We start from the raw sequence: 13931 nt of genomic DNA, 5'->3' as shown, positions 1-13931 counted from the left end.
GGTTCGTCAAGGTGGCCTGCGAGGATGCGAAAATCGCACCCATGGACGAGATGCGTGCGCGCGAGGTGCTGACGGCGGCCGGGTTCTCCGGTGCGGCGGAGCTGCTCGCGCTGGGCGAGAACGCGGTGTTCACCACCGGCGACCTGGTGATCAAGGTCGGCCGGGACGCCACCGGCCATCCCGAGCTGCGCGCGCGGGCGGAGCGGGAGGTGGCGCTCGCCGACTGGCTCGCCGCGTCCGGTGTCCCGGCCGTCCGCGCGGCCGAGCGTGAGCCGCGCCTGGTCGAGGGCCACCCCGTGACGCTGTGGCACCGGCTCCCGGACGCCGTACGCCCCGCCGAACCGCGCGACCTCGCCCCGCTGCTGACCCGGGTGCACGCGCTGCCCGCTCCGACGGACTTCACGCTGCCGCGCCGCGAGCTGCTCGGCGGGGTCGAGCGCTGGCTGACCCTGGCGGGCGACGCGATCGACCCGGCGGACGCGGACTACCTCCGCGAGCGCCGCGACGGCTTCGCGGCCGCGGCCGCCGCGCTGGTCCCCCACCTCCCTCCGGGGCCGATCCACGGCGACGCGCTCCCGCGCAACGTCCATGTCGGCCCGGACGGCCCGGTCCTGGTCGACCTGGAGACGTTCTCAGCCGACCTGCGGGAACACGACCTGGTCGTCCTCGCCCTCTCCCGCGACCGCTACGGCCTCGACCCGGCGGCCTACGACGCCTTCACCGCCGCGTACGGCTGGGACGTCCGGGAGTGGGAGGGCTGCGCGGTCCTGCGCGGCGCCCGTGAGACGGCGAGCTGCGCCTGGGTCTCCCAGCACGCCCCGGCCAACCCGAAGGCACTCGCGGAGTTCCGCCGCCGGGTGGCGTCGCTGCGCGAGGGCGACTCCGAGGTCCGCTGGTACCCGTTCTGAACGACCGGGGGCGTACGGTTCCGGGCCCTGCCATCCCCTAGGTTGACCTCATGGGATTCTTCGACAAGCTGACCGGAACGAAGCACCCCGAGGCCGGGGTTGCGCCTCGATCGGCCGAGGAGTTGCGGAAGGCCCTGCTCGCTCTGAACGGCCCGGACGTCCCCTACGTCATCAGCCACGGCTCGGCGCACGGCGCCGATCTGGTGGCCGAGTGGCGGATCGCCGAGCCCACCTGGCAGCACGTCTTCGTCCAGTCCCAGCTGACCCACGCCATCCGGATCCGGATGCGCCTCGCCGAGGACGTCCCCGAGGTACGCGCCGTCGAGGAGAGCTGGGAAGTCACCCGCGTCGGGAATCCTCCGCGCCTGAAGGCTTCGGGGACGTACGGGCGTGGCGGGGGCAGGACCATCTCGCGCCAGTACACCCTGCGCCGGGGGGAGAGCGGTCGTCTGGAGATGACCGAGTCCTTCAGCTTCGACAGCGCGCAACTGACCAACCCGCTCCGGAACACCACCCTGGACGCGGGCTGGACCTGGCGCGGCGTGGTCTTCGGCAAGCTCTGAGCGGCCCGTCGGCCACGTGGACGACCGCCGGCTCGGCGACTGTCCGGCTCAGGCGCCGCGGGGAATGACCGGCCAGGCCGACTCCACCACCGCCGCCGGATCCGTGGTGCGCCGCAGATAGGCCTGGAGCGAGGCCGACTGTTCGGCCGCCGCCCGTATCTGAAGGGCGTGCAGTTCGTCGGGCGGCAGGGTGGCGACGGGCCGGTGGCGCTCTCCCATCCGGCGTACCACGCGCACCGCGGCCACCGCGTCGGCGGTCGCGTCGTGGGCTCCGTCGAGCGTGACCCCGTAGTGGTCGCACAGCGCCTGGAGGGCCCGCTTGCCCTTGCGGTACTTGTCGACGTGCTTGTCGATGACCAGCGGGTCGATGACGGGTGACGGCGCGCCGCCGACGCGCTCCTCGACCGACGGCAGTCCGTACCTGCGGCATTCGCGGTCCAGCAGCGAGAGGTCGTAGCGGGCGTTCATCACCACCAGCGGGACGTCCGAGCACAGCACTTCGGCGACCGCCCGGGCGATCTCCTCGACCGCGGAGGCGGCCCGCGCCCCGTGCTTGCGGGCGTGGTCGGTGCCGATGCCGTGGATCGCGGAGGCCTGCTCCGGTATCACCACGCCCGGATCGAGCAGCCAGGTCCGCTGCCCGGCGACCGTGCCGTCCGGGTCCAGCCGGACGAGTGCGGCGGTGACGATCCGGTCGCTCTCGACGTCGGTCCCCGTCGTCTCCAGGTCGAAGCCGACCAGTGTGCCCCGGTGCCAGCTCATCCCGATACCTCCTTCGTGGTGCTCCCCCGTGGTGCTCCCCCGAGTGATGACCACCTTCGCACGGGGCACTGACAACGCCGGTGGAGGGTCAGGCGGGTCACGAGACCGGCCGGGAGTCCGTCCAGACCGATTCGAACTCCTCGCGGTACGTCTCGAAGAGCCCGTGCTCGTTGTCCTGGCCCTCCCGCACCACCGTGCGTCTGCCCCCGCCGCGCAGCACCAGCACCGGCGCCTCCATGCCCCGGGCCCGCCGCAGATAGGGCTGGACGACGCCCACCGCGTCCGGGCCGTCGCCGTCCACCAGGTAGGCGGTGAAGCGCGGGGTCTCGTCGAAGACCTGGATCTGGAACGCGCCGGGGTCGCGGAGCTTGGAACGGACGCGGCGCATGTGCAGGATGTTCATCTCCACCGAGCGGCTCAGCTCGCCCTTCTTGAGGCCGAGTTCCCGCTCCCTGCGGCGCACCGCGCTGCTGGCCGGGTTGATGAACAGCAGCCGGACCCGGCAGCCCGACTCCGCGAGCCGGACGAGCCGGCGGCCGGAGAAGTTCTGCACGAGCAGGTTGAGGCCTATGCCGATGGCGTCGAGCCGCCGCGCCCCGCCGAAGAGATCCTCGGCGGGCAGCTGGCGCTGGAGCCGGACCCGGTCGGGGTGGACGGAGACCACGTCCGCGTACCGGTCGCCGACCAGCTCCTCCACCGCGTCCACCGGCAGCCGGTCGGCCGACGGCACCCCGGCCCCGCTGCCGAGGATGTCGAGCAGGCGGGCGGAGGCCCGCTCGGCCTGGGCGAGGACCGCCTCGTTCAGCGCGCGGTTGCGGGAGACCACGTTGCGCGCGACCTCCAGCTCGTCCAGGGCCAGCTCGACATCGCGCCGGTCGTCGAAGTACGGCTCGAAGCACGGCCAGTGCTGGACCATCAGCTCACGCAGCTGCGGCAGCGTCAGGAAGCTGAGGACGTTGTCGTCGGCCGGGTCGAGCAGATAGCCCTTGCGGCGCGAGACCTCGCGTACGGCGACGGCGCGCTGCACCCACTCCTGCCCGGCCGGCCCGGCCGCGGCCACCACCCACTCCTCGCCGTGCACCGGCTCGTAGATCGGCCGGAGCACCGCGGCGACGACGGCCCGTAGGCGTTGTTCGACCAGATTCAGCCAGATATAGGCCCGCCCGGCGCGCTGGGCGCGCGTGCGCACCTCGCCCCAGGCCTCCGATCCCCAGTCCAGCTCGGCGCCTATCTCCATGGGCTGCGCGAGGGACACCGCCCCGGGCGGGGCATCGGTCGATTCCCCCTCGTGACCTGCGTCACCTGGGGGTAGCTCGAACCCTCCCGAGCTCACCCGCGTACCGCCTTCCACTCCCCCACCCAACGATCAAGGAAGGGTACTCCGGGAGCGTGATCCGACGCAGCCCGATGCGCAGGCGACTTTCTCAACTCCCCTGATCGTAAGGCTTGTTCCTTGCGGCGAGATCGGGTGGAGTGAGCGGATTCATAGTGATTGGGACCCCGCCACAGAGCGGAATCCGGACGCTCACCGAACGCCGGGGTCCGCAAGCACGTCCGGGGCGGCACGGGGGTGTCCGAAGTTGACCGGTCGGCCGGACAGGGGCGACGGAGTCCGACGTACCGCGTGACGTCCTAGGTGGGCATCGCGTTTTCGGGGAACATGCGGGGAGTGAAGGACCGCGGAAAGCCCCCGAACCCGGATCAGGAATGGAAGAGTTCTCATCATGCAGGTCTGGCCGGGACACGCTTATCCCCTCGGCGCCACGTATGACGGCGCCGGAACCAACTTCGCGGTCTTCTCCGAGGCCGCCCACCGGATCGAGTTGTGCCTCTTGCACGACGACGGTTCAGAAACGGCGGTGGAACTCCGCGAGTCGGACGCGTTCGTGCGCCACGCCTACCTTCCCGGGATCATGCCGGGGCAGCGGTACGGCTTCCGGGTGCACGGCCCCTACGAACCACAGAACGGGACGCGCTGCAACTCCGCGAAGCTGCTGCTCGACCCGTACGCCCGTGCGATCGCCGGGAAGATCGAGTGGGGCGAGGCGGTGTACGGCTACCCCTTCGGCAAGCCGGACGCCCGCAACGACCTCGACTCCGCGCCGCACACCATGAGCTCGGTGGTGGTCAACCCGTACTTCGACTGGGGCGACGACCGCCTCCCCCGTACGGACTACCACCGGACCGTCATCTACGAGGCCCATGTGAAGGGCCTGACCATGCTCCATCCGGCGCTCCCGCCCGAACTGCGCGGCACCTACGCGGGGCTCGCGCACCCGGAGGTGATCGCCCACCTCACCGAACTGGGCGTCACCGCTATCGAGCTGATGCCGGTCCACCAGTTCGTCCAGGACCACCGCCTCGCGGACATGGGGCTGGCCAACTACTGGGGCTACAACACGATCGGCTTCTTCGCCCCGCACAACACCTACGCCTCCTGGGGCGACCGCGGCGAACAGGTGCTGGAGTTCAAGCAAGCCGTGAAGGCGCTGCACCAGGCGGGCATCGAGGTCATCCTCGACGTGGTCTACAACCACACCGCCGAGGGGAACCACCTCGGGCCCACGCTCTCCTTCCGCGGTCTCGACAACGCCTCCTACTACCGGCTGACCGACGATCAGCGCTATTACATGGACACCACGGGCACGGGAAACTCCCTGCTCATGCGGTCCCCGCACGTCCTCCAGATGATCATGGACTCCCTGCGGTACTGGGTGACCGAGATGCATGTGGACGGCTTCCGCTTCGATCTGGCGGCCACGCTCGCCCGCCAGTTCCACGAGGTGGACCGGCTGTCCTCGTTCTTCGACCTGGTGCAGCAGGATCCGGTGGTCAGCCAGGTGAAGCTGATCGCGGAGCCGTGGGACGTCGGCGAGGGCGGCTATCAGGTGGGCAACTTCCCGCCGCTGTGGACCGAGTGGAACGGCAAGTACCGCGACACGGTGCGCGATCTGTGGCGGGGCGAGCCGCGCACGCTCGCGGAGTTCGCCGGGCGGCTCACCGGTTCGTCCGACCTCTACCAGGACGACGGCCGCCGCCCGCTCGCCTCGATCAACTTCACCACCTGCCATGACGGCTTCACGCTGCACGACATGGTCTCGTACAACGAGAAGCGCAACGACGCCAACGGCGAGGACAACCGGGACGGCGAGAGCCACAACCGCTCGTGGAACTGCGGCGCCGAGGGCGAGACCGACGATCCGGAGATCCTGGAGCTGCGGGCCCGCCAGATGCGGAACTTCATCGCCACGCTGATGCTGTCGCAGGGCGTGCCGATGCTGAGCCACGGCGACGAGTTCGCCCGTACGCAGAAGGGCAACAACAACGCCTACTGCCAGGACAACGAGCTGGCCTGGGTGCACTGGCCCGATCCCAACGAGCCGGCCGACGCCCCGGCGTCCACCCTGCTGGAGTTCACCCGGGCCATGGTGTGGCTGCGCCGCGACCACCCGGTCTTCCGGCGCCGCCGCTTCTTCCACGGACGGCCGGTGGAGGGCACGCACGACGACCTGTCCGACATCGCGTGGTTCACGCCCGACGGCGAGGAGATGACCCAGGAGGACTGGCAGGCGGCCCATGCCAAGGCACTGACCGTGTTCCTGAACGGCCATGCGATCTCCGAGCCCGGGCCACGCGGCGAGCGGATCTCCGACGACTCGTTCCTGCTGATGTTCAACGCGAGCGCCGAGACGCTGGACTTCGCCGTCCCGGTCGCCCACGGAGAGCAGTGGCAGGTCGTCGTCGACACGGCGGTCCCCGACGGGGTGCCGCCCGGCACGGGGCCGAAGGTGGCCGAGGGCGAGCAGGTGACCCTGATCGGGCGCAGCCTGACCGTGCTGAAGCGTCCCGCCTGAGGGCGACGAGGGTGAGCGTCCCGCCCGGGGTGACACAGATCGCCCCGGGCGGGGTACGTAGAAGTCCATGACGCCCTCCGCCACGTACCGGCTTCAGCTCCAGCCCGACTTCCCGTTCGCCGCCGCCGAGAAGGCCGTGCCGTATCTCGCCGCGCTCGGCGTCTCGCACCTCCACCTCTCCCCCGTCCTGGAGGCGGTCCCCGGCTCCACCCACGGGTACGACGTGGTCGACCACAGCCGGGTCCGGGCCGAGCTGGGCGGTGAGGAGGGGCTGCGGTCGCTGGCCTCGGCCGCCCGGGAGCACGGGCTCGGGCTGGTCCTGGACATCGTGCCCAACCACATGGCCGCCTCGCCCCGGCACAACCGCCGGCTGTGGGAGGTGCTGCGCGAGGGCGCGGCCTCCCCGTACGCCCACTGGTTCGACATCGACTGGGCGGCGGGCGGGGACCAGGTGCTCCTGCCGGTGCTCGCCGGGCCGCTCGGCCAGGAGCTGGAGCACCTGGCCGTGGACGGGGAGGTGCTGCGCTACCACGACCTGGAGTTCCCGCTCCGGGCCGGCACGGCGGACCTCCCGCTGCCCGAGCTGCTGGAGGAGCAGCACTACCGGCTCGGCTGGTGGCGGCTGGCCCGCACCGAGCTGAACTACCGGCGGTTCTTCACCGTGCCGGAGCTGATCGGGGTCCGCGTCGAGCATCCGGAGGTCTTCGAGGACACCCACGCCAAGGTCCTCGAACTGCTCCGCGACGGCGTCCTCGACGGGCTGCGCATCGACCACCCCGACGGTCTCGCCGCCCCCGCCGCCTATCTGGAGCGGCTGAACGAGGCCACCGGCGGGCGCTGGACGGTGGTGGAGAAGATCCTCACCGGCGACGAGCACCTCCCGGCGGAGTGGGCGGTCGCGGGCACCACCGGGTACGACGCCCTGCACCGGATCGACGGGCTGTTCACCGACCCGTCCGGGGCGGAGGAACTGGTCGGCCACTACCGGGAGTTCGCGGGCCCGCCCGGCGACCGGGGTGGTGACTGGACGGCGACGGTGCGCCGGGCCGCGTACCGGGTGGCGACGCACGAACTGGCCGCCGAGACCGCGTGGCTGACCCGGCTGGCGGCCGCGATCTGCGACCGGGACCCGGCGCTGCGGGACCACGCCCCGTGGGCGCTGCGGACCGCGATCCGGGAACTGCTCGTGCGCATCCCGGTCTACCGGCCGTACGTCACGGCGGGCGAGCCGCCGACCCGGATCGCCGAGGAGACGCTGACCGATACGGCGGTGCGGGACGCGAAGACGGTGTTCTCCGTGCCGGAGGAGGCGGCGGCCGTCGACGTCGTACGGGATCTGGCGCTCGGCAGGCTGGGTGGCGGGGAGGAACAGGCGGCGTTCTGTGCCCGGTTCGCCCAGACCGCGTCCGCGCTGCACGCCAAGTCGGAGGAGGACACCGCGTTCTACCGGTACGTCCCGCTGATCTCGGCCACCGAGGTGGGTGGCGACCCGGGGCAACCCGCCGTGTCACCGGAGGAGTTCCACTCCTTCGCCGCCCGGATCGCCCGCGACTGGCCCGCCACCGGCACGGTCCTGACCACGCACGACACGAAGCGCAGCGCGGACGTCCGGGCCCGGATCGCGGTGCTGTCGCAGTGCCCGGAGCGGTGGGCGGAGCTGATGGCGGAGCTGACGGCGGCGACGCCGGTCGCCGCCCCGGACCCGCAACTGGCTTGGGCGGCCTGGCAGTCGGCGTACGGCTGCGCGGAGCTGCCGCCCGACGAGCTGGGCGGGCGGCTGGAGCCCGCACTGCTGAAGGCGGTGCGCGAGGCGGGGCTTTTCACCAGCTGGACGGAGTCGGACCCGGCCTACGAGCGCGCGGTGTCGGACTTCGTCGCGGCCGGGCCGGGGCGCGGGGAGGGCGCGCCCCGGAGGCTGATCGCCGAGTTCGCGGACGCGCTCGCCCCGCATGTCCGGGCCCAGGTGCTGGGGGCGGCGCTGGTGCACCTGACGATGCCGGGAGTGCCGGATCTCTACCAGGGCACGGAGAGCGAGTACCTGGCCCTGGTCGACCCGGACAACCGGCGGCCGTTCCGGCGGCCGGACGTTCCGGACGAGAAGCAGGCACTGACGGCGACCGCGCTGGGGCTGCGCCGCGAACTGCCGGGCTTGTTCGGCGAGTCCGGGACGTACGCACCGCTGACGGCGACGGGCCCGGCCGCCCCGCATCTGCTGGCTTTCTGCCGCTCGGGCGAGGTGGTCACGGCGGTGACCCGTCTGTCGCTGCGGCTGGCCGAGAGCGGGGGCTGGCGGGACACGGTGCTGGAACTGCCGGACGGGGGCCCGTGGCGGAATGTGCTGTCGGCGTCGCCCGGCCGGGAGTTCACGGGGGGCACGGTGGCGGCCGGCGAACTGTTCGCCGAACGGCCGGTGGCGCTGCTGCGGCGGGTGGGCGGCTGAGGAGCAGGCCCCGGAGAGCGGCCGCGCGTCGCCGGGGAGGTGCCCGCCCGGGGCGTGCGCGGGCGGCCCGCGCTCCCGCCCTCAGGACGGGCGTACGAGCAGGGCGCGCGGCCCGCGGGTGAGAAGCCCGCCCGCCACCGGGCGGAAGCCGTCGGCCCAGCGGATCCCGGGCATCGCCGTCAGCAGGGCGCGCAGGCCGTGTTCGGCCTCCAGCCTGCCGAGGAGGGCGGCGGGGCAGCCGGCCGGACCGATGAGCAGCGGGTCGCCGTCGGCGCGCAGCGGGTCGAACCGGTCGGGTGCGGCGAACCGGGCCGGGTCGCGGCCCGCCGCGCCGATGAGGCAGGCGACGGGTGCGTCGGCGGGGAGCGTGCCGCCACTGACGGCGACCTCGGTGCGGGTGCGGCGCAGCACGATCTGGACGGGCGGATCGCGGCGCAGCGTCTCGGCCCAGGCCCGCCCGATCAGCGACCCGGAGCCATCGCCGCGCGCTGCTCCGGCGGTCGCGGCGGCCAGCAGGTCGGGGTCGTCGAGCATGTTCGCGAGGAACGAGGCGAGGGCGTGCTCGCGGAGCGCGGTGGACCCGGTGCAGTCACCGGCTCCCGTGAGGGCACGCCGATGGCGGGCGCCCCGGTGCAGGGCGCTCAGGTCCGGGTGGGCGAGCCCGGCCGCGGCGGCGGCGGCCCCGGCGGGCAGCCACCGGCAGAAGTCGGCGACCAGATCCGCCCGGTCGCGCCCGGCGATCCGGCGGGCCAGGACGTACGCCGTCCGCTCGACGGCGGGGGCGGCGGTGCTCCACGGCACGGTGAGCGGGCCGCAGACCAGGCTGCCCCGGCAGAGGCCGAGCGGGACGGGGGCCCGGCCGCGCGGGGCCCCGTCGTGCGGATAGCCGGTGAACCGGGGATCCGTGAGGGCCAGGGCCACATCCCCGTACCGGCTCAGCAGCCAGGCGCCGAGGGCCGGGTCGTAGCCGAGGGGGTAGTCGGTGCGCAGCAGGCGGTACAGGCGCAGCCGGTAGGGATCCGTCGTGGCCCCCGGTGCCAGCAGGCCCGGCAGGCCGCCCGAGAGCCGGTGCGGACGACGGGCGGCGGGCAGGGCGTCGGGGCGGTCGACCGGCATCCCGCACCCCCTGGAGTCGGTGCGCCGGTGGTCGGCGCGCGTCCTCTCAGCGGACCACCGACGGGGGCGCGCCGCAGTCGGCGTACGGCCGTTCGGGTGAGGGTTCGCCGCTCTGGAGGCAGACACCCGGACAGACGGGACGCCCGGATTCTGCGGCGGAAGGCCTGAATCCTGAATCAGCCGGGCGGGAGGCCGGGCCCCTGCGGCGGGCGGTCGGAGCCGGGCTGCGGGCGGCCGGGCCCGTCCGACAGGGGTTCGGGGGCGTGCGGCGGGAGCTGGGGCGGGGCGGCGGCGGACGGCGGGGGTGCGTGCGGGGGCAGTTCGGGCAGGCGGTCCTGCGGGCGGGACAGCTGCGCCGGAAGGCGGTCCGGGGCGGTCAGGCGGAAGCTCATCCGGCCGAAGCTCACCTGGTCGCCGTCGCGCACCGGGATGGAGCCGACGAGCCGCTGGCCGTTGACGCAGGTGCCGTTGGTGGAGCCGAGGTCGCGCAGCACCCAGCGGCCGTTCTGCCCGGAGAGTTCGGCGTGCAGACGGGAGACCGTCTCGTGGTTGAGGCGCAGCCCGTTCGCCGGGTCGCGGCCGATCAGCAGCGGATACGGGCCGGGCGCGGGGAGCAGCAGCTTGGGGAGCCGCTCGGTCTGCCAGGCGCGGCGCAGCCGCCCGGGGAAGGCGGAGATCCCGCCCACCGCGCGGACCAGCCCCGTCGACCAGCGGCCGCCGCTCTCCAGATCGGCGGTGAGGGCCGCCAGCTCCTCCGGGCGACGGGCGACGAGGGCGAGTTCCATGCGGCGCATGAAGGTGTCGTGCGACAGCTTGCCCTGTGCGGCACCTTCTCTGAGCACGCCGACGACACGGTCGCGCTGGGCGTCCGACAGCCGCGCGGCACTCGTGTGGAACTCGAAGGAGGATGTCACGTCGACGATTGTCGGGCCGAAGGGCCCGGAGTGTCCAGACGAGGCCGTGTTTCCTCCCGCGCTGACCTGCGCCGCTTTATCGCGCGACGGCCGCCGGGCCCCTTGCTAGGGTCTGCCGCTCCCCGTCACGAGGAGACCGTGTGCCCCCTGCGCCATCCCGCCTGACGACCCGTCCGCTGTCCGGGCCCGGCGAACTCGACCTGTTCCGCCGCCTTTCGTACGTACTCGACCACGAGCTGGCCGACGACCTCGCCGCCGGGCGCCGCCTCCCGGAGTGGATGTGGGTCGCCCTGGACGGCGAGCGGGTCGTCGCCAGGGCCGCTTGGTGGACGAACGCGCCGGGCGGCGAGCCGCTGGCGCTGGACTTCTTCGACCTGGACGACGCGCTGCCCGCCCCGGAGCGGGTCGGGATCGGCGTCCGGCTGCTGGAGACGGCGACGGCTGCTGTGGTTCCGACCGGGTGCGCAGCGGCCCGAGTACGGGCGGTTCGTCCCGCCGGACTGGCGCGAGGACCCGGCGGTCCGGGAGGCCGTCGGGGCCCGGATCGCGGCGGCGGAGGCGACCGGGGCGCGGATGCTGGTGGAGCGGCTGCGGCTGGAGTGGCGGGCCGGTACGCCGGTGCCGGAGGACTCCGGGCGGCTGGTGTTCCGCCCGGTCACCGGCCGGGAGGATCTGCTGGCGCTGATGACGCCGGTGATGGAGGCACCCCCGACGCCCGCGGGCAGGAGGACCTGGCGTCCGGCCTCGACACCCGCGCGGCGGCCGAGAAGCACTACAACAAGAAGTTGGCGGGCTATGCGACCCCGGTGGCCTGGTGGCGAATAGCCGAACTGCCCACCGGCGAACCGGTCGGCTTCGTGATCCCCTCGCGCAACAACTACCACCCGATCATCGCGTACATCGGGGTGCTGCCCACCCGGCGCGGCCAGGGGTACATCGACGATCTCCTCGCCGAGGGCACCCGGGTGCTGGCGGCCGAGGGCGTGGAGCGGATCCGGGCGGCGACCGACCTCGGCAACGTACCGATGGCGACGTCCTTCGAGCGGCTCGGGTACGTCAACTTCGAGCGGGCGTTCACCATGGTGTGGGACGTGGAGAAGGGTCAGGCCGAGGGCTAGGACCAGGACGGGGGCGGATCCCCAACGGCTTTCCGGATATGCGGTGGACGGCGGGCGTCGGCGGCGGCTACGGTCTGCTTCGACATCCGACGCCCGTCGTGGAAGGAGGCGAGAGACATGCGCGCCGACAGCCGCACCACCACCCGCAGTAACTCCCTCTCGCGCTCCCGTCCCGTCCACCGGGCGGTGTCGGACCTCGTCTGACCGGGAGCGCGGCATTCCGTCCCGGAGGACACCTTCATGACCGAGCTGGTCATCCGCGCGCTCACGCCGAGCGACGCCGCACTCTTCACCACGTTCCAGGACAGCCCCTTCGTCGGCCGGGCCGCCTTCGGCCACCACTACACCTCGACCGCCGACGGCGGCGAGTACCGCCCCGACTGGACCTGGGTCGCCCTGCGCGACGGCAAGGTGGTCGCCAGGGCCGCCTGGTGGGGCGGGCCCGAGGACACCCAGCCCGTCGTCCTCAACTGGTTCGACTTCGCGGACGGCGAGGCGGAGGCGGGCGCCGAACTCCTGCGCCGCGCCCCGTTCGACAAGGAGTACGAGCTGATCGCGCCCGCCGGATGGCGGGACGATCCGGCGGTGCGGGCCGCCGTCGAGGAGCGGGTCGCCGCCGCGACGGCCGCCGGGATGAAGCCGCTGGTCGAGCGCTACCGCTACCGCTGGACCCCCGGCTGCCCCCTGCCCGAGCGGACGGGCCGGCTCACCTACCGCCCGGAGCCGGACGACGAGGTCATCCTCGATGTGCTGCGCCGGGTGCACTCGGCCACGCTGGACGCCCACGCCCGCAAGGCCATCGAGGGCCCCGGCGGTCTGGAGGCGGCGGCGCGCGAGGAGTTGGAGTTCTTCCACTGGTGCCCCTCGCCGAGGGAGTGGTGGCGGCTCGCGTACACCCCGGACGGGGAGGTGGCGGGCATCCAGGTGCCCGCGCACAACCCGTCGGGGCCCTGCGTCGGCTTCATCGGGGTCGTGCCCGAGGTGCGCGGGCACGGCTACGGCTACGACCTTCTGGTGGAGTGCACCCGCTTCCTGGTCGAGCAGGGCGCCGAGTTCGTCGCGGGTGCCACGGACCAGGGGAACGCGCCGATGGCCGCCGCGTTCGCCCGCGCCGGATACCCGGTCATCCAGGAGTGGGTCCATCTGGCGTGAGGGCGCCGGCCTCCTCGGCCAGCCACTCCAGGCGGAGCCGCTGCTCGGCGGGGATCGTCGCGTCCTCCCCGCGCGGCCCCACGTTGAGCAGCACGTTCCCGCCGTCGGCCGCCGTGTCGCGGACCAGTGAGGTCAGGGTCGCGCGGTCGATGAAGGCGTCCGGGCCGGAGTTGCGGTTGTAGCCGAAGCTGTGGTCGACGCCCCGGGTGATCTCGTACGGGTCGGAGCCCTCGTAGCGGGCGTACTCCGGCGTACGGAAGTCGAAGACGGGCGGTGTGCGCGGGACGAAGCCCTCGCCCTGCGCCACCGTCCGGCGGTCCCACCAGTTGTACAGCGCCTTCGCGCCCGGCAGGCCCAGGCCCCGCCAGTGCGGTGCGTAGGGCAGCAGGCGGTCGTTGACGACGCCGTGCGGGACGGTGAAGCGGTAGAAGTCGACGAGTGAGCGGATCTCGTCGGCGGGGGCGGGCCAGGCGATGTCGTTCCAGAGGATGTCGGGCCGGTAGCGGCGGATCAGCTCCCGCATCTGCGCGTCGGCGTAGGCGGGGTAGCGTCCGCGCGGGACGGCGGAGAACATGTCGGCCGCCGTGCCGATGGGCCGGTCGTCGAAGGTCCAGTCGAGCCCGCCGGAGTAGTAGACGCCGAAGCGCAGGCCCTCGGCCCGTACGGCTTCGGTGAACTCGCCGACGACGTCCCGGGTGGTGTGCCAGCCGGTGCGGTGCGGGTTCTCCGTCTCCGAGGGCCAGAGGCAGAACCCGTCGTGGTGCTTGGTGACGAGGACGGCGTATCCGGCCCCCGCCTCACGGAAGGAGCGGGCCCAGGCGGCCGGGTCCCAGCCGGCGAGCCCGTCCTCGAAGTCGCGGCCGAAGTCCGTGTAGGGGCGGTTCCCGTAGGTGGCGCGGTGGTGGGCGGCGCCCGGGGAGCCCGGGAAGCGGAGCGCGTTCTCGTACCACTCCGCGTACGAGGTCCAGCCCAGCGGCGCACGCCGTCCCGCCGCCGGGAGTTCGGCGGCGGGGACGTAGGGCGGGGCCCAGCCGGGGACGGATGCGGGTGTCCAGTGAACGAAGATCCCCAGCCGGGCCCGGGACCACCATGAAGCGACCATGG

The 13931-nt window shown here is 73.1% G+C and carries 10 protein-coding genes and 1 pseudogene; 6 read left to right on the top strand and 5 right to left on the bottom strand.

Going from position 1 to position 13931, the window contains the following annotated elements; all coding sequences use genetic code 11:
* The first annotated feature begins 41 nt into the window (after positions 1–41).
* Positions 42–908: a phosphotransferase enzyme family protein gene (locus WQO_RS28165; RefSeq protein ID WP_010059318.1), complete on the top strand. Its 867-nt coding sequence runs from the start codon at positions 42–44 to the stop codon at positions 906–908.
* 50 nt (positions 909–958) lie between these two features.
* Positions 959–1471, top strand: coding sequence for a hypothetical protein (locus WQO_RS28160; RefSeq protein WP_010059319.1), 513 nt, complete (start codon positions 959–961; stop codon positions 1469–1471).
* Between the two features lie 48 nt (positions 1472–1519).
* Here WQO_RS28160 and WQO_RS28155 read toward each other — a convergent pair whose 3' ends face one another.
* A complete protein-coding gene (locus tag WQO_RS28155) occupies positions 1520–2233 on the bottom strand; it encodes a 3'-5' exonuclease (RefSeq protein WP_010059320.1) in 714 nt (237 codons plus the stop codon).
* Positions 2234–2330: 97 nt separating this feature from the next.
* Entirely contained in the window at positions 2331–3566 is a 1236-nt protein-coding gene (locus WQO_RS28150) for an SAV2148 family HEPN domain-containing protein (RefSeq protein ID WP_029182173.1), read from the bottom strand.
* A 391-nt stretch (positions 3567–3957) separates the two neighbouring features.
* Here WQO_RS28150 and glgX point away from each other — a divergent pair, with 391 nt between their 5' ends.
* Positions 3958–6087 (top strand): glycogen debranching protein GlgX, encoded by a 2130-nt coding sequence (gene glgX / locus WQO_RS28145; protein ID WP_010059324.1) that lies wholly within the window; start codon positions 3958–3960, stop codon positions 6085–6087.
* A gap of 67 nt (positions 6088–6154) precedes the next feature.
* Positions 6155–8527: a malto-oligosyltrehalose synthase gene (gene treY / locus WQO_RS28140; RefSeq protein ID WP_010059326.1), complete on the top strand. Its 2373-nt coding sequence runs from the start codon at positions 6155–6157 to the stop codon at positions 8525–8527.
* 81 nt (positions 8528–8608) lie between these two features.
* Here treY and WQO_RS28135 read toward each other — a convergent pair whose 3' ends face one another.
* Entirely contained in the window at positions 8609–9643 is a 1035-nt protein-coding gene (locus WQO_RS28135) for a cytochrome P450 (protein WP_010059328.1), read from the bottom strand.
* Between the two features lie 176 nt (positions 9644–9819).
* Complete coding sequence (locus WQO_RS28130; protein ID WP_010059330.1) at positions 9820–10557, bottom strand: DUF1707 and FHA domain-containing protein; 738 nt, start codon at positions 10555–10557, stop codon at positions 9820–9822.
* Positions 10558–10697: 140 nt separating this feature from the next.
* Here WQO_RS28130 and WQO_RS28125 point away from each other — a divergent pair.
* Both WQO_RS28125 and WQO_RS28120 read left to right on the top strand, forming a co-directional pair.
* A pseudogene (locus WQO_RS28125) lies at positions 10698–11675 on the top strand (GNAT family N-acetyltransferase).
* A 240-nt stretch (positions 11676–11915) separates the two neighbouring features.
* Complete coding sequence (locus WQO_RS28120; protein ID WP_010059334.1) at positions 11916–12827, top strand: GNAT family N-acetyltransferase; 912 nt, start codon at positions 11916–11918, stop codon at positions 12825–12827.
* On the opposite strand, the gene WQO_RS28115 is transcribed toward WQO_RS28120, so the two are convergent.
* Positions 12799–13929 carry an alpha-L-fucosidase gene (locus WQO_RS28115; protein ID WP_010059335.1) on the bottom strand — a complete coding sequence of 377 codons (1131 nt, stop codon included), beginning with the start codon at positions 13927–13929 and terminating at the stop codon, positions 12799–12801. The genes WQO_RS28120 and WQO_RS28115 overlap by 29 nt on opposite strands.
* Positions 13930–13931: the final 2 nt, after the last annotated feature.

This window comes from Streptomyces globisporus C-1027 (assembly GCF_000261345.2).
Classification (GTDB): Bacteria; Actinomycetota; Actinomycetes; order Streptomycetales; family Streptomycetaceae; genus Streptomyces; species Streptomyces pakalii.
The sequence above is the reverse complement of the archived record's forward strand: the minus strand, read 5'-3'. Positions and strand labels throughout refer to the sequence as shown.